Consider the following 21,508-nt stretch of genomic DNA (forward strand, 5'->3'; position numbering starts at 1 on the left):
GTACGGGACGGCCGGGCGGCCACGATGCCACGCTGGAGGTCGATGAGGACGAGGGCGGTGCGAGGGTCGAGCGTGCTGAGCGCCATCTCCTTCGTGGTGGTACGTCGTGACAACCCCAGGGAAACGCTGACTAGGGGTGACTGTCACGAGGAGCGACGGCCCCGCTCCTTCACCGCATCAGACGGTCATGACGCCAGCGCAGGCGTCGCGGTCACCGATCTGATGACCTCGACGTAGTCGTAGAAGCGCTGCGTTCGTTGCCCCGAGTCTCGCATCTTTCGGGACAAGTCCCCGTGGGGGAAGAACGACTTGCGGAGGGCGTGAGAGAGCTCTAGCTGCACACCCGCTCCTCGCTGGTTCTTGTTGCAAATGTTGCCGCGGTAGGTGCCCGCTACCTCGCTCGAGGCCGATGTGACACTGAACCCCCTGTCGGCCAGCCCGGCCGCGATACTTCCTCCGAGGTCCGTGTCCAGTCCACCGACGGCGGTTTCGGCCTGGTCGCCCGTGCCGGCGTAGCCGTGAAAGGAGATGGTCCGGTCTACCGCTCCCAGTAGGGCCAGACACTGTGGCTCGTCGAAGTGCGTGGCGGTGATGTGCAGGTCGGAGTTGTGGCTGGCTTTGATGCCAGCGAACACGTAGGTTTTCATGAGGCCGTCGCCTACGGTCAGCGCCAACTCTCCGCTACCAGCTTCTATGCCCCCGCCGTGAATTGCGATGGATGCCCACGACGTCGTGGGCAGGTCAAGCGCGGTACGGGTGTAGGCAACGCCCTCCTCCTCGGCGGCAGCCAATTGGGCGTAGTTGTCATACAGGTTGCCCACCAACGACCTCCCGCTCAGGACGCCCGCCTCAGCGGCGAGCAGCGACGCTGCCCCGGCTCGGCGAACCAGGAGTCGCGAAAAGCTGGGCCGCCTGGCCGGCGAACCCCGCGTCGACAAGGACGTCGTAGCTGTCAGCTCGCATGCCGGCGACCGAGCTGAAATCGCGACGCCCACCGGTCAGCACGTGCGCGAGAAGACCGAGCAGCCCACCGACGATCGCGCCGAAGATCGCGCCGTAGAGGGCGAGCAAGACGCTGGAGATCAGCGGGTCGATCCAGTCGAACAGCCCGAACAGCCAACCGAACAACGCACCCAACACGAACCCGGCGGCCGCAGCCTGGGCGGCCGCGCTGCCCATGCCCAAACGGCCAGTGACCTGCTCGTAGCTGCTGAGGCCACGACCGACGATTGCCACATGCTCTACTGGGAACCGCTGGTCGGCCAGGTAGTCCACCGCCTGTTCGGCGTCCGGGTGTGTCGCGTACGAGGCAATCACGACCTGACCTTCGGACGAGGACGGCGCGGCCCCCGAGCGGTCAAACGATGACTGGGCCACAGCGATCAATCCCTTCCTCTGCCGATCGTCGTGCCGTGTTCTTCCCGCTCCAAGGCGATGTACTCATGCAGCGACCTCGGATCGGCCGGGCGGGCGACGAAGGCGGGATCCTTCCCGGCCAGGAGGGCGACCTGCGGCGGGTCGCCGCTACCCGGTGAGTGACGGCGCTGAGACCGAGCCGCGGACACCGACTGTCGGGCCGGTACTGGTGACCTCAACGGCCGTTACTGCCGGTCAACGGCGAGCTTTGAGCCGCTGCCGGGCGGTCAGCATGTTGCCGGTGACGAAGGCCAGATCGATGGCAGGTTCGGTGACGGTTATCGGGTTCGGCACCTTGGTAGAGATGCCGTCGGGTAGCGGCTGGTGCGGCGTCAGCTCGATCTCGATGCCGAGCAGCTGGCCGACAATGCGGGTGGCATACAAGGCGACGTCCCCCTGGATGGTCAATCGGTCGGTCGTGAGCGGCATGGTCCGGTCCGTCGGCATGGATGAGCGTAGAAGGACGTCGTCGGTGACGACGCGGTCCATGGTCAGCTTCAACGCCGTCACGGTGCCACCGTTGGTGGGCAGGTCGACGACGCCGTCGAAACGCAGCCCGGTCATGGTGATGGTGGCGGCGGTCAGCGTCGACGGGGTCGCCGCCACGACTGGCTGTCCCGGATCGGCGGAGATCCGTGCCAAGGGCTTCCGCGCTCCGCGGCCGCCGCCGGCGCGCGGTGTCTGCTGTCCGGCGTCGCATTCAGCAGCGGGACCCGTTGACTGGTCGGTGGCTGCACCGGCCGACACCGGAGCGGGCGACACCGGTGCGCAGGCCCGTGCCGCGCTGGGCGCGTTTATGGCTACGGCCGCTGAGAGTCCGAACATGCCGAGCAGCGCCACGTAGAGGCGCGGGTGTCGGCCCGCGGACAGCGTCCGTCGGTCATCCGGCCGTCCGGCTCGCCCCGTCATGATGGGCGTGGCTCCTCGGACGCGACAGACACCGGCTACCGGCCGGCGGGTATCGTCTCCGTCCGACATCAGCTCGTTGATGAGGGCCGCGTGCTCGTGATCGGCGCCTCGTCGTTGACCGATAGCTTGCGGACCCCATCATGTGATGGCTCGCCAGGTATCGCGCGTTCGTCGGCGGGCTCGTTCTTCGCCGTTGGCGCCTCGACCGACTCGCTCCCCAGTGTGTGGACCTGACCCGGCTCGTTCCCGGCCGTTCGGTCCTCGGCCGGCTCGTCCTCGGCGGTGGGATCGTTGGCCGGCTCGTTCGGTAGCTTCCCGCTTGCGCTCGACGCCTCCTCGCGTGAGGCCGCCGGTCGATCGCCTGGTACCCAGGCGAAGCCGAGGGCGCTACCTACAATGCCGAGCAGCAGGCCGAGGAAGAAGCCGCCGAGATTCACTCCAATCAGGGAGAAGAGCGCGGTCACCGCAGCGACTACAGCGTAGAACGTCCGCTCCCGCGGCCTGAACCACATCAGCAACCCGCAGGTTAGGAGAATGGTGGGGACCAGCCAGGAGAGGAAACCGGTCGGGCCCATCTGAAACGTAAGACCAGCGAGCGACATCTGGGTGGTGCCGAATATCTCCAGACCGGCCAGTGCGGTGACCGTGCCTCCCCAGAACGGTCGCGTCCGCCGCCACCGGCGGGCGCCGCCCCATGCATAGCGGAACCTTTTCGGCTGCTCGTGTCGCGGTTTGACGGTTGACACATATGCCTCCTGCCAGGTAGGAGTCGCGGGCAGGGACGTGGCCGGGGAAGACGCCGTTCCGGCGGCCGGCGATCAGCTCAGAAACATTCCTTGGCGGCGGCACCGACATTGACCTTCAGCTTGAGTCCCGTCAGGTTGAACCTCCCCGCGTGAGTTGCGCGAGCTACTTGGCGGAGGTTCTTGATGTTCACCCTCTCGGCCTGCTGACCGAAGGACTTCGGCTCGCCCCGGGCTCCGGCTGGACCCCCCTCAAGCGTCGACGCGTCCTGTCCGATGTTGATGCCGTCGAAGACGACATCACCTTCAAGCGATTCCGTATCGATCAGCAGGTCGTCCGCTGTTGCGGGCTTGCCGCCACCGCCAGCGGTGATGGTGAGCACCACGGGGGCCCCTGGCGCCTTCACTGACTGGCAGAGATCGAAGAGCTGTGCGTTTCGGATGCCCGTCACCGCTACGGGTTGGCTTGTGCCGTCAATCTGCCTTGTGACGCCGCCGAATTGGACGAAGCCCTCCCCGCGCAGCTCGGAGGCGGAAACCTTGAAAGTCTGGCCGGAGACCGCGAACGAAGCTGCCAGCGCACCATTGCTGATGCTGAGCACGATCGCGCCGGCGGCCACGGTGGCTGGCACGATAAGGGCGGCGAAGCGGCCCCAGCGTGTATGGCCTGGAGAGTCGGACCGTTCCGGCACGATTCCTCCTTCAGGTGGATGTCGCGCAGGTTAGCCGGATGAACGTGGCGGCTCGCTTGGCTCATATGTGTTGTCTGTTGCTAGCGAGCTCGGTGAAGGTGGCGCGTTGGTGTCGCACCGCTGCACCCCGCCGAACTGACGATAACACGAGCCTTACTCAACGTGGTGCCGCAACTGCAGACCGTCCGCAAGCTATCAGCGTCCACCCTCAGCACCGGGAGTCGAATGGGCGCTGGCCGGGCCCCGTAGGAAACCCGGCCAGCGGCAGCGTTCAGGTTCATCAGCTGGAGTAGCCGCGCTCGGCGATCCAACTCGCGACCTTCTTGCCGCGCATCCAGTAGTGCTCGTCAGGCGAGTACGGGTCCGCGATCTTGACGCTCTTGCCGCCATTGCGGTAGCCAATGATGGTCAGGTAGTGCCCGCCCTCGTATGAACGCCAGTTGCCACGTGTGTCAGCTGCGGTGCCCGTGATGTTCGCAACGACGCCCCGCTCGGCATCGACCGCCTCGACGACGTCTTCGCGCAGCTCCTCAACCTGTTCTCGCCTCGCCGTCGAGCCGTCAATCTCGGTCGTCTCGTATCCGCCGCCGGTCATCTCGTTGAGCACCCTTGTCGTGTCGTCGGCCGATTTGGTGCCGGCCTTGGTGGTGCCCAACTTGTCGGCAATCTCGTTCTGGCTCGCGGTCTTGCCCTGAGTCGATAGGGCGATCCGGGTGGCGGCCGGAGCACAGTAGTAGGAGTTCCGCTGCCGCTGGTAGTCGTGGTCGAGCACTCGCTTGCCCCCACCTCGAGGCTCGGTCGGCGGGGGATGGGCGGGCGCGGGCGAGGCCGGCGCCGGTTCGGGCGGCGCGGTTTGGGGCGGCTTCGGGTCGACGGGCTTCGGATCAGCCGCGGGTACCTCGGCGGCCATGGCCGGGCCGGCCACAGTGCCTCCGGTGATCAGGAGACCGGCTGCGGACAGCAGGCCCACACGGGAAATCGAGTTCATCGTGAAGCTCCCATCGGGTTTGACACCGTTAGGACTCGGAAGCGCAAGCACTAGGGGCGGGACCATCGCGCTACCCAGCAGGTCGCCCCGGACGCTCCCGGGTTCCCGGGCTTTCGATCGGCTTCCCGGGCTCTCGGCTGTCGAATACCCGGCTGGAGTGCATAAAAACGCGGGAGCCTACCGCACTGATCGCGGAACCGGCGCCAGATCGGCCAGAAGGCCTGCACGTCTGGCATCGGCGCCGGCTGACTGGGAACGTGGCGCACCGTTGGCCCGCCGGCGTGCTCGCTGACCGTCCGACCTCCTCGAGGCGCCGACCGCAGGTTTGGTCGCGCGCCAGCTCGGCGCGCAACCACGGCGGCAGCCTCCTTCCGCAGGCTCTTTTACCAGGGCCGAGTCAGACTCGGCGAGCTGTGCGCCACCGGTCCGGCCAGTAGCCGGCACCGTCCAGGATTGATTCACCCGCCAGATCGCCCATCGTCGGCCCGTCTGCCTGTGAGCGACTGGAGATGAAGCGGTGATGGCCGCTGTCGTCGATGCCCAGGTAGATGCCCGAGTGCTCAATGTTGGCGCCCACCACCGGCCCGGCATTGAAGAACAAGAGGTCGCCCGGGAGCAGACGATCCAAGCCGCGTGCTCGCTGCCCAGAATTCGGCATCAACTGAACACCCGGACCCACTTCGGCCATCGCGTAGGCCCGGCGTGGAAGCCCCTCTCCCGGGTTGTTCGTGCCGAGCAGCGGATACCCGAGTCGATGTCCGTACACCATCCGCAGGAAGCCAGAGCAGTCCAGAGCCAGAACACGCTCCGGCTCGGGCACCACGTTCTTGCCGTCAAGAAACGACCATGGCACGCCGAGGTAGTCGTAGAAGTCAGATTTCTCCGCACGGCCATCGGGATCCAGGGGGTCCAACGGCCCGAACGATGCGTCACCCGAATACTGCTGTCCCTGGTTGTCCTTCTTCACCGGAGACTCGTCGGTGTACTCCATCGCGATCGCCAGCGCGTCGGGCGAGCGGTCGTTGCGGGCGGCGGCGAGCCAGTCGGTGAACCACTTCTCGTGCTCCGCGCCCGCGCGCCACTCCTGTGGTGCGAGCCGGGCCCAGACATTCGTCTCCACCTTTGCCGCCGTGTACCGTGGCTCCTCGAATGTGCGGAGTGGACCGTAGAGCTGCACCGTTCGCGCGCCGTCGGTCATGGTCGCGACCGGGTGACCGGACGAGTCGGTGATCTGTGTGCGATCTGGCGCGGTCAATCGATGGTAGCTGAAGCCGGACGACCCGCGCGCCTGACTCTGGGCCGACTTCCCCGAGCCCAACGTCAGCACCGGTTGGTCCCCTGGCGAGGGGCGCACGACGACATAGGTGATCGCGCTCGCGACGACTAGCAGCGCGACCCCGGCAATGGTCAGCAGGACGCTGGGCCTGCGGAAGTACGTCCGGTAGTTCATGCCGCTTCTCCTTTCGCGACTTGTCCAAGACAACGGTCAGGTCACCGGCACGAAGCCGGCGACGACCCCGCTGTACGCCACGCCGAACGTGATCCCGGTGACGATGAGGGTCGCGAGGATGGTGGCCTTGGCCGGCTGACGTACGAGCTGGTACGCGATTAGCCCAGGGATGACGAAGCCCAGCGTCTGGTGGGCAAACAGCAGCGGAAGGTCCCGCTGGACGATGACGAACAGTGTCAGCTGCAGCAGGACGCTGAGCAATACGATCGCCGCGAACAACCGCTTTCCGTAGAGGATGACCACCCGCTGCATCAACTTGGTGAGCAGATAGGTCAGGACTGTCATCCCCAGGATGATTCCTGCCTGCAGCTGGTCCTCGATCAGTGTCAGCGCGATCCAGCCGGGTGTGATCATGCCGCCGGGCGAGAGATTGGTGGTCAGGTAGCACAGCAGCGCGAACACCAGCCCGATGCCGAGGCTCGCGGTGGCCAACTGGGCACTGAGTTCTCCGCCGAAGGTCATCGTTCGATCCCTTCTCCCGTCTGCGTACGGATCATGGACGCTCCCTGCGAGCCGTCCTCACAGGACCAGCTCGGCAGCTGGGCCAGGGCCTGGATCAACACCTCACCCTGTCCATGGATGTTTCCGACGGCGACGATGGAGGAACCGTCCGGTACCTCTGCCGCCACGTCGTCCAGGAGCCGCTCGGAGTCGAGCTTGCCGCCGAGATCGACAACCCGGTCCTGAAGCTCCGTCGGCACGTTCGTACGCGCGCTCTTGGTGACCTCGCCGATCAACACGATCTTCTCCGGCTGTACCTGGCCGCTGAGTTCGCCCATCTGTCCGTTGCGTTCGATCCGGTCCGGCCGGCAGTTGATCACCATTGTCAGCGGGCGAGTGACGAGCTGTTGACGCTCCAACTGTTGAATGTTCATGAGGGTGGACTCGGGATCGTTTGCCGCGAAGATGTTCGCAAACCGCATCCGCTTGGTGCCGTGCATGACCCGTTCCACGGAGAGCACACCCGGGTCGGGGGGTGACTCCCACATGCCCTTGAGGGCGCTCTGCCGGTCCACGCCGAGTTGTTCGGCAACAGCTAGGGCGATGGCCACATTCTCCTTGAAGGTGATCCAGCCAAAGCCGTTCATCTCGCTGTCGGTCACCGACTCCGGGTCCACCGAGATGAGGTGGCAGTCGCGCTTGTCGGCCTCCTCCTGCAGGATCGCCAGCCGCTCTCGTTCCGCGGTGATGCAGACTCCTCCCACCGGCATGGATAGGCTCAGGGACCGGGCGACGTCATCAAGCGTCGGTCCCATCTCGGCGAGGTGGTCCTCGCGCACGTTGCAGAGCACTCCGATGTTGGATTGAATCAGCTTGCTCTGATTGTGGTCCTGCAGCGCCGGCATCACCGCCATGCACTCGATGACCAGAGCGTCCGGGTGGTAGACGGCGGCTCGTCTTACGATTCCGATCTGCTCGACCACGTTGGCAATGCCAAACTTGCGGTGCACCGGTTCTTCGCTCGCGTCCGGAAAGATGAACCGGGCGGCGGTGCCGGTGGTCTTCGCCACCACCACCCGACCGCCCCCGCGCAAGGCGCCGGCCGCGAGCCGGGTGATCGAGCTCTTGCCCCGGATGCCGTTCACAAGCACCCGGTCCGGAATCATCTTCAGGTTGCCGTAGTGGTTGCGCTGTTCGACGATCCCGGCGACGAGCAGAGCCAGGCAGCAAAGGACAAACACCATGTAGAGGTACGCCACGTCAGCCCCTTTCGTTTCGGCCGGCAGGGGGAGGATCGGGGTCATCGCCACCTGACGGCGTACCTCGATCAGTATTGGCCTGCGGCGGGATCTCGGGGAGCACCGCCGTGGCGTCGTCCTCCGCACCGCGTGACTGTGTTGCACCGCGAAGTCGTGGCGCGCCGCCCAACCGGGCCGAGCCGGTGTTGCGCGCCTGGCGGCAGACTTCCAGACAGACGGCCAGAGCGCCGATGTCATCGTGTCGTTGCGGCGGGATCGGTACGTCCGTCTCACCACGGCTGATCCGGTCGGCCTCGCCGGCCAACCGCCGCAGCGGCCGAGCGAAGACGTAGTACTGCCAAACCTGGGTGAGCACCACGACGCCCGCTGCAGCGGCGGCGACCAGCAGAGTCCACCGTCGGCCGTCGCTCTCGGGCAATCGCAGCCCGTTGAGGTCCTGCTCCACCACAAGCGACCACTTCAAGGGAGTAACGGTGTTGGGCTTGTTCAGGCCAGTCGCGGCGATGAGGGCCGGTCTGCCGTCGGGTGTCCTTGCCTGCCCGACCGTGCCGCCCTTCAGCGCCTCGGCTGCGGCGCTACGTGCGCTACCTTCCAACTGCTCGAAAGCGCGGAAACCCTCTGAGTCGAAGACGGTGCGCAGGTCTTCGTCCACGACCCGCACCTGGCCGTCCACCTCGCGCAGCATTCCCAGTAGGTAGTCGATGCTGTACTCGCCGACGACGCCGACGCCGTTGGCAGCGACCCGGTAGGCGTAGACCACTGGGAGGCGCGCCGTGTTGTTGTCCAGGTCGATGCCAGCCTCACCCCGGAGCGGTTCCTTTCGGAGCGGCTCACGCCCGGCGGAACTGATCACCGACCCTTGCGGGTCGACGACGTAGAGACTGCGGAAGCGCTGTTTGTCCGCCAACTCATGCTCCAGGAGTGGCTTCGTCGTCTGGGCAGGATCGCCGGCCTCGGTCGCCTGCGAGATGCGGATAATGGTCTGCAGGCCGTTGTTCAGCGCCTTGCCCATCAGAGTGCCCGCCGCCGCTGCCCGACTCTCCTCGTCCCGCACGAGCTGGTCGGGAATGGCCGGCTCAGGCGCACGCAGAGTAATGGCAGCAGCCGCCGCCGGCCAGATCAGAGCCACCAATGTCGCCAGGGCGAGACCTTGCATCACGGTTGGTCGTCGCCATCGCCACCAACGGCGCGGGGCGGTAGACGACGACGGGTTGCCGGACGTGAGAGCCAGAGCGTGCGCAATGCGGTGCGCCTCCGCGATGCGCAGAGGTTGCCGCCTGGTGGCGGCGCCGCTGGCGTTTGCCCTGGCCTGCGTCAACAGCGACCGAACCGGGCTCGCCAACGCCAGCCGCATCAGCAGAAAACTCGGAATCGCCATCGCCAGCAAGGTCAGGCCGAGCACGGCACCCTGCGTGGTGGAGGTGCCGCCGGTCTCGTCTGCGACGATCAAGGTAGCGAGCGTCACTCCGGTGTTGCCCAGGGGTGCGGAGGACACGACGAGTTGCTTGTCCGGCCATTCGGTGACCCGGATCGGTTGGCCCGCACTGGACTGGGACTGCGCCAAGCCGTGGAAGACGGTCGGCAAATGAATCTGGTCGACCGCGCTGATCCCCTGCAGGAGGGTGCTCTTGCCGTCCGGAGTGATCGCGAAAACGCCCTGTCGGGCGTCGGGGCTGAGGCGCAACTCGTCAATGCTCAGCGGTTGAGTCGCCAACAGGGTCCGCGAGTTGTCCAGCGGGATGCTCCGGACCAGGGTCGGGCCGTCGTGGGTGCTGATCGGGAACACGTTCGCCGGAAACGCCGGCGGCAGCAGCTCAATGGGCAGCGCGGGGCCGAGCGTCGCGGCCGGACGGCGGGTGGCCGTCTCGATGATCGTGGCTCCGTTCCAGATCGACGCGTCACCCAGCACCTGCTTGAGAAGCTCTGGATCCGGGGTCCCCGGGGCTCGAGTCGCGACCCGCTGGTCGAGTTCCTCCACAGAGTGCTGAACACTCAGTCGCGTGCTGGATGCCACCTTCGTCAGGTTGTCCCGCTGCGATTCGACCACCGCCGGGGGTACGCCCCGCTGACTGTGAATGGCAAAGCCCAGCACAATTGCGGCCGCGAGGACCATCGTCGCCCAGAGGTACACCAGGGACGGCTTACCCGATCCTGCCGGGAACCCGGCGGCCGGTAGTTGCTGATCAAGCGCCCGTTGGCGCCAGGTAACCATTTGCTCTTGCGACAGCTTGTCCGTCGGCGATGCTGCTACCGAAGCGCGTCCGCGAAACCCATTGCGATCGGTCCGCCCGTTGGCCGCAGGGTCTTCCCCTCTGCCTCTCATCCTCATGGCGACCCCTTTCCTTCCGCGAACATCGGAAGCTGTACGGTCAGTCTCGATCATGGAACTCGGGGGGGTGAGCGAACATCACCCGGCCGAGATGAACCAGAGGCGCGGTGACCTTCGTCGGTCTCGCTTCGCCTGGGCATGGGGTCATGACTTCCACCGTCGACCCCCCGTGGGTGAGGACGCCTCACCCGGTGAAGATGAAGGGACATGCAGGGCCACCGATTACGCATATGTCCACGTGGCCGCGTTGCGGCGGATGGGCATCGTGACGGCCGCGGCCGCGGATGATCAGGCAGACGTCACTCGCCGATCGCCACACCGTCCCGACGTCGGTCGGCCGCCCCGAGAAGCTGGTCTCCGCGAATCTGGATTGCGGTGGACCCGGAATCCAGTGCGATGACTCGTGGGCAAGGGTGGTCGAGTTGTACGAGGCTCGGCAGACGCGTCGCGACCCGCCTACCTGCTTCAATCTCTGAGGGGGCGTCCCGTTTCCCAGCGCAATCCCGTGTGATGTCCTGCCCGCTGAAGTGCCCCTGGTCGAGAGCCTGCGCCGGCGTCTGGCCGTCGACGAGGAGGCCCACCAGTGCTTGGGCCACGTAGTCAGGGATGTGTGAGCCTCCCGCTGCGCCCACGACAAGTTGTAGATTCTTCCCCTCGCCATCAAGGACCAAGGTCGGCGCCATGGAGGCGGTGGGTCGTTTCTTTGGCTTCATGACGTTCACCGGCTTGCCCGGTGACACCGATGACGTGTCGGTGAAGTTGTTCATCGAGTTGTTGAGAATTATCCCTCGTGCCTCGAGGTGCGAGCCGAAGTGGCTGTTGTTGGTGGTGGTCATGGAGGCGGCATTGCCGTCGGCGTCGACGATGCTGACGTTGCTCGTCGGATCGCCGACGTCCACCGTGGCGGGCTCGTCACTGATGGAGGGCGCGGGCGGGGGAGCGCCCGGCGGATCACCGGGTTCGACGGGCCGGATTGCGCGGTCCGGCGAGAAGAGAGAGAAGCGCTGGTCGAGATACTTGTCGTCGAGAAGCCCCTCCACGGGAACCCCGTGGAAATCCGGGTCACCGATGTAGGCGCGGCGGTCGAAGTTTGCCAAGCGACTCGCCTCGATTGAGAGGTGGGTGCGTGCGGGGGAATCGGGCTTGGTCTTCCCTACCTGGCCGCGTTCGAGCAAGCCGAGCATCTGCAGGACCGCTACTCCTCCGAAGGCTGGCGGTGAGGAGGTGCACACTACTGCACCGAACGCCTTCCGGCAGATTTCCGTGCGCTCCACTGTTGTGTAGTCCGCGAAGTCCTGAGCCGTCATGAGGCTGGGGATCACCACAGGTCCCGCTGTATTCCCTTTCAGCTTGACCGGCCCTTTGGCCGCATGCTTTACAATCGCCGGAGCGATATTGCCGTTGGGGTCGTAGAACGCGTCCGCGCCCCCGTCTCGAACCTGCTGCAGCACGTCTGCGATCTCGGGGTTGCGAAGTGTGGTCCCCGCCGGTTTCGGCTCGTCACCGTTGCAGTAACGGGGCCGCAGGTCAGGGTAGTTGCATCGCTTCCGCCCGTTGAAGCGCTCCTCGAAACCCTTGTGCAAGTTGTCCGACATCGGGAACCCGTTTGCCGCAAGGCGGATGGCGTCATCGAAGAGCTGGTTCCACGGAAGGGCACCGAACAACTCGTGGACGTCCGCCAGCACTCGAAGCGTGCCTGGAACCCCGAATGATCGTCCGGTTGCCGAGGCCGCGTTCGGGAAACGGTCCGTCTTGAGATCCTTACGCTCCTGTTCGGTCGGTGTCCTGAGGTTCTCCGTCGCGACTTCCGGGGCTCTTGCATAGCCGTCGAAGGAGCGAATATCACGCTTATCGTTATTCCAGTAGTTGATGAGTGTGCCGCCCGCCAGACCGGAGGCGTGCGGCTCGACTACAGCGAGGACGGCTTGAACAGCTACCGCCGCATCCGCGGCCCGACCACCCTTGGCAAGGATCCGGCAACCAGCCTCAACTGCCAATGGATTGGCAGCCGCCACCATGAACTTCTTACCGACCGCATCTGCTTTCCGACCGCTCTTGGGGTTGGCGCAGGGATCAGCGCGCACAGCCACCGTATTCGCCCCGATGGGGGCTGTCGCAGCGGCCGAGAGACCGAGCGTCAGGACCAGCATGGGAATGACGTGGCCTAGCTTCCGTGTCGACATGTAGCAACCTTTCCCATCTCGGCAGACAGGGTGTCACCCTCGACGTCAGGGAGGCTCGCGGCAAGGAGATGTTGGCCCCGCCCGCGCCGGACCGACAGACCCAGCTGCCGCCCGGCAAAACGGTTGTTGATGCGAAGCCCTCAGCTTCAGTGCTCCCGGGCATGAGCGGATACCGGCATCATGGTGGGCGCCTGGGTGAAGGCGCAGCGCATCGCCAGAAGTCGTGGCTTCCGGGACGAGAGTGGCGCAGTAGCACGGTGGACGGTGCGCCTACCAGTTGGAGGGGACGGTCAAGCAGATTGTGTTTGCAACCGTGCATCTCCCTGTTGTGGGCGTCCGGCGACAGCCGGTGCAGCAGGCAATTGGCGGCATATTCCGTGGAGAAGGGGAAAGGCGCACTCAGACGATGCTGCGCCACGCGTTTCGCCCCATGCTGCTGTGACGATCCGACGTTCTGCGGTCTTCCCCACCCGCCGCCAGCACACCGCTGAGTCGTTGGTGAGCCGGGGATCACCGCCCGCCCGACCGGCCGCGTCGGGCACAGCGCGGCCGGTCGACGCCGGTTCAGCGGGCCGGCCGCGCGGCGATCGGTGGGACCGCCGGGCCGAACGCGGTGAGGAACCGGTCGCGGAACGCGTCCATCGGCCAGACCGGCGCGTCCGGTCCGGGTCGCAGCCCCTCCTGCCAGCCCCATCCGGAGATCCGGTCGAGCACCGCCCGGTCGCGGGCCACGATGCTGATCGGCACGTCCCGGCTGGCGCCCGGACCGGTCACCACCGGCGCCGGCTGGTGGTCGCCGAGGAAGACCAGCACCAGGTCGTCGTCGCCGTACGTCTCGACGTAGGAGATCAACGTGTCCAGCGAGTACGCGATCGCCTGCCGGTAGCCGGCGCGGACCGCCGCGGTGCCGCGGCCGACCGAGTCCTCCGGACCCTCCGTGCTGGCCGCGGCGTGGGCGAAGACCGAGCCGTCGCCGACCTCGTCCCAGCCGATCAGTCGGGGGATCGCCGTCCACGGCGAGTGGCTGGAGATCAGCGGGATCTCCGCCATCACCGCCGGCCGGTCCGTCGCGGCGCGTTCGGTGCGCTGGAAGGTGGCGAGCGTGTACTGGTCGGGCATGGGGGCGTAGCTGAACTTCGGACCGCGGTAGCCGAGCCGCTCGGTGTCGTAGTAACCGTCGTAGCCGAAGAAGGCGCCCTCCGGCCAGGGCTGCGTGGCCGCCGGCATCACCCCGACCGTCCGCCACTCGGCCCGCCGGAACGCGCCGTTGAGGGTGAGCCGGTCGCTGGCCAGCAGGGTGCGGTGGCGCTGCTCGTTGTCGATCCAGAGCCCGGAGAGCAGCGTGTCGTGGGCCAACCAGCTGCCGCCGCCCGCTGTCGGGGAGGTGAGGAAGCCGCTGCGGGAGGCGTACCCCTTGGCCCGCAGCCGCTGGTCCCCGGCGTCCAGCAGCGCCCCGATCTGCGGGGCGAACTCGGGGTCCTCGACGGCGTCGCGCCCGTAGCTCTCCACGAACGCGAGGACCACGTCCTTACCGCGCAGCGCGGTCAGCAGCTGATCGCCGGGAGTGTCCCGGAACGGATCGGCGGCGAGTTCGCCGGCGAACGTGGTGCGGTCCCGCATCCGGGCGTTCACCTGGGCGGCGTGCGCGCCGACCAGGGTGGTCGCGCCGGTGTCGGCGACCGGCACGCCGGGCGTGACCCGTATCCCGAACGCGGCGCAGGCCACCCAGGCGACCGTCAGCGCCGCGACGACCCGGGTCGCGGCGCGGTCGTGCCGCACCACCAGTCGGGTCAGGCGACGCACCGCGAGGGTCATGAGCAGCAGCAGCCCGGCGGCGAGCAGCAGCGCGGCCGCCGCCGCGGCGACGGCGCCGGCCCGGCCGACCGCGTCGGTGACGAAGCCGAAGGCGTCGTCCAGCAGCGCCCAGTCGAGCACCACGTCGAACGGCCGGTCCAGGGCGGAGCGGAAGCCCACGTCGGCGAGCTTCAGCACGGCCAGCAGGCCGAGCACCGGTCCGGCGACCGCGACGGCGACCCGTCGCCCCCGGGCCGGCAGGGCGAGCAGCAGCGCGACGCCCAACAGCCCTTCGAGCGGGATCCGCAGGACCGCGCCGGCCGTCAGCTGGTCGGGCCGGTCCGGCGCGACCAGGGCGGCGAACACCAGCAGGCCGGCCAGCGCGGTCAACACCCGGGCCGCGACCGACCGGACCCTCCCGCGGCCGCCGGCACCCTCGTCCGCCGGGCCGGTGGGGCGGGTCGGACGGAGCCGTGCGAGGAGGCGCATCAGTGGCCCCACCGTTCGGCCCGGACGCCGCCGACCGACAGTGCCGGTCGCCGCGCCACCGAATCCGCGCCGCCGGACAGTACCGGTCGCCGCGCCACCGGGTCCGCGCCGCCCGCCGGGGCCGGGATCCGGGCCGGCAATGCGGTCACGCGCGGTCGCGGCGCCCGGTGCCGCCACAGCCAGTGCACGTCACGGCCGAACGACTCGACGAGCAGGGCCAGCGCCGCGGCCAGCAGCAGCACCGCCAGCGGGCCGGGCAGCACGCCGGCCGCCACGACCGCCAGGACGATCCCCTGCGTCGCCGCCGTCACCTTGCGCCACTGCCGGGGTGGCAGCGACCCGCGCATCCACGGCAGCACCCAGCCCATGGCGACGAACGCGTAGCGCATCCCGCCGATGGCGAGCACCCAGCCGCCGGCGCTCGGCGCGACGTGCACGCAGAGCACCAGCAGGAGGAACGCGTCGACCTCCATGTCGAAGCGCGCGCCGAGCGCGCTGACCGTCCCGGTCCGGCGGGCCACCCGCCCGTCGACGGCGTCCAGCAGCAAGGCCACCGCGGTGAGGGTGGCCAGCAGCCCGACCGGCGCGGACCCGGTCCACGCGTCCACGACGAGCGCGGTCACCGCCCCGGCCAGGACGGCCCGGGTCAGGGTCACCCGGTCCGCCGGACCGAGCCGCGCCGCGCCCGAGCGCCGCAGCCCGGCGGAGAGCAGCAGGCAGGTGACCACTCCGTACCCGACGCCGGCCAGCCAGCCCGCGAGGCTCAGCCCGATCGTCGCGGCCAGCGTGGCGAGCAGGACGATCTGGGCGCTCAGCCCGACCAGTGGACCGTTTCGAACTGTGGGCACCGTTCCTCCGTGTTTATGATCGACGACCCTGACAGGAAACACGGACGACGTACGCGTTCGGTTCGGTCGGACCCGAGGTGAGGAGCAGACGGTGACCCGTGAAGCGGACGCCTTCTGGCTCCGTACGCCCGGCCATGGCGAGATCCGGCCGGTCACGCTGCCCGCCCCGGGACCGGACGACGTGCTGGTCCGCACGTGCTACTCCGGGGTCAGCCGGGGCACCGAGACCCTGGTCTTCGCCGGCCGGGTCCCGCCCCACGAGCACGCCGTGATGCGCGCGCCGTTCCAGGAGGGCGATTTCCCGGCGCCGGTGAAGTACGGCTACCTCAACGTCGGGGTGGTCGAACAGGGCCCCGCCGGCCTGCGGGGCCGGACCGTGTTCTGCCTGTACCCGCACCAGACCGCCTACGTGGTGCCGGCCGGTGCGGTCGTCCCGGTGCCGGACGGGGTGCCGCCCGCCCGGGCGGTGCTGGCGGGCACGGTGGAGACGGCCGTGAACGCCCTCTGGGATGCCGCCCCGCTGGTCGGCGACCGGATCACCGTGGTCGGCGCGGGCATGGTCGGCTGCGCCGTCGCGGCCCTGCTCGCCCGGTTCCCCGGCGTGCACGTGGAGCTGGTCGACACCGACCCGGGCCGGGCCGGGATCGCCGGGGCGCTCGGCGTCGACTTCGCCGCGCCGGGCGACGCCGCGACCGGGCGGGATCTCGTCGTGCACGCCAGCGCCACCGCCGCCGGCCTGCAACGGTCCCTCGAACTGCTCGTGCCGGAGGGCACCGTCGTGGAGCTGAGCTGGTACGGCGACCGCCCGGTCGAGCTGTCGCTGGGCGGAACCTTCCACAGCGGGCGGTTGACCATCCGGGGCAGCCAGGTCGGCACGGTCGCGCCGGCCCGGCGGGGCAGCCGCACGTACGCCGACCGGCTGGCCCTCGCCCTCGACCTGCTCGACGATCCCGCGTTCGACGCGCTGATCACCGGGTCGTCCCCATTCGTCGAGCTACCCGACGTGCTCGACCGCCTGACCTCGGGAGAGCTGCCCGCGCTCTGCCACCTCATCACCTACGACGGGGAGTGATCCGTGTTCAGTGTGACCGTCCGTGACCACATGATGATCGCCCACAGTTTTCGAGGCGAGGTCTTCGGGCCCGCGCAGCGGCTGCACGGGGCGACCTTCGTGGTGGACGCGACGTTCCGCCGCGCCGACCTCGACGCGGACGGCATCGTGGTGGACATCGGCCTGGCCACCGAGCAGCTCAAGGCCGTCCTCGGCGAGCTGACCTACCGCAACCTCGACGACGAGCCGGCGTTCGCCGGGGTGAACACCACCACCGAGGTGCTGGCGCGTACGGTCGCCGACCGGCTCGCCGAGGCGGTGCACGCCGGCCGCCTCGGTGACGGCGCACGTCACCTGGCCGGCATCACCGTCACCCTGCACGAGTCGCACGTCGCGTGGGCCAGCTACGAGCGGGATCTGTGAGGGCGAGGAGTGAGCTGGCGAGCCCCGCAGCCCCGAACGAAGACGGCTCTGTGAGGGGATCCGTTCCCTCGGTGAGGGTGGTCGGGGACGGGACCGTCGGCGCCGGCGAGGTACACGTCGTGCTGCCGAACGACATCGACGATCCGGCCACGCCGAGCGGCGGGAACCACTACGACCGGAGGGTCTGCCGGGGACTGGCCGAGCAGGGCTGGCGGGTCCACGAGCACTCCGTGCCCGGTGACTGGCCGCACCCGGACGGGACCGCCCGCGCCGCCCTCGCGGGTGTGCTCGCGGCGCTGCCGGACGGCGCGGTCGTTCTCCTCGACGGGCTGGTGGCCTCGCCGGCTCCGGAGGCGCTGACACCGCACGCGGGCCGGCTGCGGCTGGTCGTCCTGGTGCACCTGCCGTTCGAGGACGAGGTCGAGGGCCGGACGTTGGCCGCCGCGAGCGCGGTCGTCACCACCAGCGGCTGGACCCGCCGGCGGCTGTTGGAGGCGTACCCGCTGGTCGCGGACCGTGTGCACGTGGCGGCACCCGGCGCGGACCCCGCGCCCCTGGCGGCCGGCAGCGGCACCGGCGAGGCGCTGCTCTGCGTCGCCGCGGTCACCCCGGCCAAGGGGCAGGACGTCCTCGCCGGGGCCCTGGCCCTGGTCGCCGAGCTGCCGTGGAGCTGTGTCTGCGTCGGCGCGCTCACCCGGGACCCCGGTTTCGTCGCCGATCTGCGGGCCGGCCTCGCCCGGTCCGGGCTCGCCGACCGGGTCCGCCTGGCCGGCCCGCTCACCGGTGCCGCGTTGGACGCCGCGTACGCCGTGGCCGACCTGCTGGTGCTCCCGTCGCGCGGCGAGACGTACGGCATGGTGGTCACCGAGGCGCTGGCCCGGGGCGTGCCGGTGCTCGGCACCGAGGCGGGCGGGCTGCCGGAGGCGCTGGGCCGGGCGCCGGACGGCGAGCTGCCGGGGCTGCTGGTGCCCCCGGACGACCCGGCCGCGCTGGCCGACGCGCTGCGCCGCTGGCTGGGGGACCCGGCGCTGCGCGACCGGCTCGGCGGCGCGGCCCGGGCCCGCCGCGACACGCTCACCGGCTGGTCGGCAACGACGTCCCGGCTCGCGTCGGCCCTGTCGTCGGTGGCCCGGTGAGCGAGCGCAGCGAGTGAGCCCCGCAGTCGTCACCGAGAGGCGAGCCCATTGAGCATCGACGTAGTGCTGCCGTTCGCGGCCTGGCTGGACCTGCGGGAGGCGGCCGACGCGGCGGCCCGCGACGCCGGCCTGGTCGACGTGGTCCGCCGCCGGCTGCCGGCCGACCGCCCGATCGTGGTGCACGACCTGGGCAGCGGCACCGGGTCGATGCTGCGCTGGCTCGCCCCGCGCCTGCCCGGGCCGCAGCACTGGGTCCTCCACGACCGCGACCCGGGGTTGCTGTCGGCCGCCACCTCCGGGACGGTCACCGCCGCCGACGGAGCCCCGGTCGCGGTGGCGGCCCGTTGCGGGGACCTCACCCGGCTGACCGCCGCGGACCTCGGCGGGGCCGACCTGATCACGGCGTCCGCGCTGCTGGACATGTTCACCGCCGAGGAGGTCGAGCGGGTGGTGGCGGCCTGCGCCGGCGCGGGCAGCCCGACCCTGCTGATGATCTCCGTGACCGGCGGGGTGCGGCTCACCCCGGCCGACCCGCTGGACGCGGAGATCGCCGCCGCGTTCAACGACCACCAGCGCCGCGCCGTCGACGGCCGGCGGCTGCTCGGGCCGGACGCTGTCGACGCCACGGTGGCGGCGTTCGCCCGGCACGGCGTGACCGTCCAGGTCCGGTCCAGCCCGTGGCGGCTGGGCGCGGCGCAGGTCGACCTGGCCGCCGAGTGGTTCCGGGGCTGGGTCGCCGCGGCCTGCGAGCAGCGGCCGGAGCTGGCCGGCCCGGCGGCCGCGTACGCCCGGCGCCGGCTGGCCGAGGCGGCGGCCGGCCGGCTGCGGGTGGTGGTCGACCACCGGGACCTGCTCGCCGGCTGCGGATGAACCCTTCGGGCCTGCCGCGCGTGCCTATCGGAGAGGGAACGATCTTTTCGACGGGAGGCCGGCGCGGATGTTCTGGACCTGGGCGCGGGCGCTCGGTGGGATCGGGCTGATCGGGGCGTTGCTGTGGCAGGTCGGCGCCGGGCCGTTCGTCGACGGGCTCGCGCTGATCGACGGTCGGGCGCTGGCCGTGGCGCTCGCGATCGGCGCGCTCACCACGGTCTGCGGCGCCTGGCGGTGGAGCCTGGTCGCCGGCGGGCTCGGCGTACGGCTGCCGCTGCGCACGGCGGTGGCGCACTGCTACCGCGCGGTGTTCCTCAACGCGACGCTGCCCGGCGGGGTGCTGGGCGACGTGCACCGGGCGGTGCGGCACGGGCGGGACGCCGGTGACGTCGGCCGGGGCGTGCGCGCGGTGGTCTGGGAACGCACCGCCGGCCAGGTCGTCCAGGTCGTCCTCGCGCTGGTCGTCCTCGCCGCGTTCCCGTCGCCGGTCCGGCCGTACCTCCCGGTGGCCGTCGCGCTCGTGGTGGCCGGCGGGCTCGGCGCCGTGCTGCTGGCCCGGGTGCTGCCCCGCGCCGGCCGGTCGCGCGGGGCGCGGGCGCTGCGCACCGTGGTCACCGACGTGCGCGCCGGCCTGCTGGCCCGCCGCACCTGGCTGGGGGTGCTGCTCGCCTCCGCGGTGATGGTGGCCGGTCACCTGGCGACGTTCCTGCTCGCGGCCCGCACCGCCGGGGCCACCGCGCCCCTGTCCCGGCTGCTGCCGCTGACGCTGCTGGCGCTGCTGGCGATGGGGTTGCCGCTGAACGTCGCCGGGTTCGGCCCGCGCGAGGGGGTGGCCGCGTGGGCGTTCGGCGCCGCCGGCCTGACCGCCGCCCAGGGGGTGGCGACCGCCACGGTGTACGGAGCGCTGGTGCTCGTGGCCAGCCTGCCCGGCGCCGCCGTCCTGCTCAGCCGGGGATCCCGTTCCGCCGCCGTCCGGCGGGAACGTGCTGTCCGTGGTTGAGTGTTGACCAAGTGGTGAATCCGTTACGCGTGCCCGGCCACCCCGGGCACGCCGGACGAAGGAGATCCATGACCGAAACACTGCCGACCGCGACGGTCCGGACCGAGGTCACGGTGCCGCTCCGGTTTCCGGACGGCTACGCGACGACCGCCCGCCTGTTCACCTTCAAGGGGCTGGTCGACGGTCGGGAACACCTCGCGTTCGGGTTGGGTGACTGGGCGGGTGCGGTCGACCGGCACGCGGCGGGCGGCGCCGCCCCGCTGGTCCGCCCGCACAGCGAGTGCCTGACCGGGGACGTGTTCGGCAGCCAGCGCTGCGACTGCGGCCCGCAGCTGCGGGAAGCGGTCGAGCGGATCACCGAGGCCGGCGGCTTCCTGCTCTACCTGCGCCAGGAGGGGCGCGGCATCGGCCTGTACGCGAAGCTCGACGCGTACGCGTTGCAGGACGCTGGGCTCGACACCTACGAGGCGAACGTGGCGCTGGGCCACCGCGAGGACGAGCGCGACTACACGGCGGCGGCGCAGATGCTGGCCACGCTGGGCGTGAGCGGCATCGTGCTGCTCAGCAGCAACCCGGAGAAGGCCCTGCAACTGGACCGGCTGGGCGTCACGGTGACTGAGCGGGTGCCGACCGGCCTGTACCTCTCCCCGGCGAACGCCGACTACCTGGCGGCCAAGGCCAGCCGGGCGGCCCGTACCCCCGACCTTCCGGCCGTCCGGTGACCTCCCGGCCGGCGCGGCCGTACGTGCTGCTCAGCTGCGCCACCTCCATCGACGGCTACATCGACGACGCCACGGAGCAGCGGCTGCTGCTCTCCAACGACGACGACCTGGCCCGGATCGACGCCGTCCGGGCGAGCTGCGACGCGATCATGGTCGGCGCCGAGACGGTGCGCCGGGACGACCCGCGCCTGCTGGTCCGTTCGGCACGGCACCGGGAGGCGCGGGTGGCCCGCGGCCTGCCCGCCTCACCCGCCAAGGTCACCGTGACCGGTCGCGGCGACCTCGACCCGGCCTCCCGGTTCTTCACCGCCGGGGACGCGGAGCGGATCGTGTACTGCGCGGGCGGCGTGCTGGAGAAGACCCGGGAACGGGTCGGTGGGCTCGCCGAGGTGGTGGACGCCGGCGAGCCGGTGGACCTCGTGTCGATGCTGGCCGACCTGGCCGTCCGGGGCGTGCGCCGGTTGATGGTGGAGGGCGGCGGGACCGTGCACGCGCAGTTCCTCGCCGCCGGGCTCGCCGACGAGCTGCACCTGGTGGTCGCCCCGTTCTTCGTCGGCGACTGCCGCGCGCCGCGCTTCGTCGGTGACGGCCGGTACCCGTGGCATCCGGGCCGGCGGGCGAGCGTGGCGGAGGTCCGCCAGATCGGCGACGTGGTGTTGGTGCGCTACGCCCTCTCCGACCGCTGCGAGTCCTGACCCGCCGGCC

Annotated in this window: 17 protein-coding genes and 3 pseudogenes; 7 read left to right on the forward strand and 13 right to left on the reverse strand. The window is 69.8% G+C overall.

Going from position 1 to position 21,508, the window contains the following annotated elements:
* Positions 1-185: 185 nt before the first annotated feature.
* From O7603_RS01295 to O7603_RS01355, 13 genes and pseudogenes are all read right to left on the reverse strand, one after another.
* Positions 186-821: a poly-gamma-glutamate hydrolase family protein gene (locus tag O7603_RS01295; protein ID WP_281573821.1), complete on the reverse strand. Its 636-nt coding sequence runs from the start codon at positions 819-821 to the stop codon at positions 186-188.
* A 28-nt stretch (positions 822-849) separates the two neighbouring features.
* Complete coding sequence (locus tag O7603_RS01300) at positions 850-1,317, reverse strand: general stress protein (protein WP_281573822.1); 468 nt, start codon at positions 1,315-1,317, stop codon at positions 850-852.
* 294 nt (positions 1,318-1,611) lie between these two features.
* Positions 1,612-2,325, reverse strand: coding sequence for a hypothetical protein (locus O7603_RS01305; RefSeq protein ID WP_281573823.1), 714 nt, complete (start codon positions 2,323-2,325; stop codon positions 1,612-1,614).
* Between the two features lie 242 nt (positions 2,326-2,567).
* Positions 2,568-3,071, reverse strand: a pseudogene (locus O7603_RS01310) (DUF6114 domain-containing protein); the annotation flags it as partial.
* A 77-nt stretch (positions 3,072-3,148) separates the two neighbouring features.
* Positions 3,149-3,760: a DUF6230 family protein gene (locus tag O7603_RS01315; RefSeq protein ID WP_281573824.1), complete on the reverse strand. Its 612-nt coding sequence runs from the start codon at positions 3,758-3,760 to the stop codon at positions 3,149-3,151.
* A 280-nt stretch (positions 3,761-4,040) separates the two neighbouring features.
* Complete coding sequence (locus O7603_RS01320; RefSeq protein WP_281573825.1) at positions 4,041-4,748, reverse strand: C39 family peptidase; 708 nt, start codon at positions 4,746-4,748, stop codon at positions 4,041-4,043.
* A gap of 397 nt (positions 4,749-5,145) precedes the next feature.
* On the reverse strand, positions 5,146-6,198 hold the full coding sequence (locus O7603_RS01325; RefSeq protein ID WP_281573826.1) for an NlpC/P60 family protein: 1,053 nt from the start codon (positions 6,196-6,198) through the stop codon (positions 5,146-5,148).
* A gap of 36 nt (positions 6,199-6,234) precedes the next feature.
* Positions 6,235-6,720: a poly-gamma-glutamate biosynthesis protein PgsC/CapC gene (locus O7603_RS01330; protein ID WP_281573827.1), complete on the reverse strand. Its 486-nt coding sequence runs from the start codon at positions 6,718-6,720 to the stop codon at positions 6,235-6,237.
* Entirely contained in the window at positions 6,717-7,958 is a 1,242-nt protein-coding gene (pgsB, locus tag O7603_RS01335) for a poly-gamma-glutamate synthase PgsB (RefSeq protein WP_281573828.1), read from the reverse strand. Before pgsB ends, O7603_RS01330 begins: the two co-directional genes overlap by 4 nt.
* A 1-nt stretch (position 7,959) precedes the next feature.
* Positions 7,960-10,089 (reverse strand): HAMP domain-containing protein, encoded by a 2,130-nt coding sequence (locus tag O7603_RS01340; protein WP_281573829.1) that lies wholly within the window; start codon positions 10,087-10,089, stop codon positions 7,960-7,962.
* A gap of 497 nt (positions 10,090-10,586) precedes the next feature.
* Positions 10,587-12,470: a gamma-glutamyltransferase gene (locus tag O7603_RS01345; protein ID WP_281573830.1), complete on the reverse strand. Its 1,884-nt coding sequence runs from the start codon at positions 12,468-12,470 to the stop codon at positions 10,587-10,589.
* 564 nt (positions 12,471-13,034) lie between these two features.
* Positions 13,035-14,714, reverse strand: a pseudogene (locus tag O7603_RS01350) (sulfatase); the annotation flags it as partial.
* Positions 14,715-14,905: 191 nt separating this feature from the next.
* Positions 14,906-15,601, reverse strand: a pseudogene (locus tag O7603_RS01355) (CDP-alcohol phosphatidyltransferase family protein); the annotation flags it as partial.
* Between the two features lie 91 nt (positions 15,602-15,692).
* On the opposite strand from O7603_RS01355, the gene O7603_RS01360 reads away from it, so the two are divergent.
* The 7 genes from O7603_RS01360 to O7603_RS01390 all read left to right on the forward strand — a co-directional run bounded on the left by O7603_RS01360 (position 15,693) and on the right by O7603_RS01390 (position 21,498).
* Complete coding sequence (locus O7603_RS01360) at positions 15,693-16,673, forward strand: zinc-binding alcohol dehydrogenase (protein WP_281573831.1); 981 nt, start codon at positions 15,693-15,695, stop codon at positions 16,671-16,673.
* Positions 16,674-16,676: 3 nt separating this feature from the next.
* Complete coding sequence (locus O7603_RS01365) at positions 16,677-17,075, forward strand: 6-carboxytetrahydropterin synthase (RefSeq protein WP_281573832.1); 399 nt, start codon at positions 16,677-16,679, stop codon at positions 17,073-17,075.
* 77 nt (positions 17,076-17,152) lie between these two features.
* Positions 17,153-18,211, forward strand: coding sequence for a glycosyltransferase family 4 protein (locus O7603_RS01370; protein ID WP_281576569.1), 1,059 nt, complete (start codon positions 17,153-17,155; stop codon positions 18,209-18,211).
* 54 nt (positions 18,212-18,265) lie between these two features.
* A complete protein-coding gene (locus O7603_RS01375; RefSeq protein ID WP_281576570.1) occupies positions 18,266-19,081 on the forward strand; it encodes a class I SAM-dependent methyltransferase in 816 nt (271 codons plus the stop codon).
* 67 nt (positions 19,082-19,148) lie between these two features.
* The gene (locus O7603_RS01380) at positions 19,149-20,081 is read left to right on the forward strand and encodes a lysylphosphatidylglycerol synthase transmembrane domain-containing protein (RefSeq protein WP_281573833.1); all 933 of its coding nucleotides are present in this window, start codon (positions 19,149-19,151) and stop codon (positions 20,079-20,081) included.
* 68 nt (positions 20,082-20,149) lie between these two features.
* Positions 20,150-20,803, forward strand: coding sequence for a GTP cyclohydrolase II (gene ribA, locus O7603_RS01385; protein ID WP_281573834.1), 654 nt, complete (start codon positions 20,150-20,152; stop codon positions 20,801-20,803).
* A complete protein-coding gene (locus tag O7603_RS01390; RefSeq protein WP_281573835.1) occupies positions 20,800-21,498 on the forward strand; it encodes a dihydrofolate reductase family protein in 699 nt (232 codons plus the stop codon). The genes ribA and O7603_RS01390 overlap by 4 nt, the downstream gene beginning before the upstream one ends.
* Positions 21,499-21,508 lie beyond the last annotated feature (10 nt).

It is taken from the genome of Micromonospora sp. WMMD812 (assembly GCF_027497215.1).
Taxonomy (GTDB): domain Bacteria; phylum Actinomycetota; class Actinomycetes; order Mycobacteriales; family Micromonosporaceae; genus Micromonospora.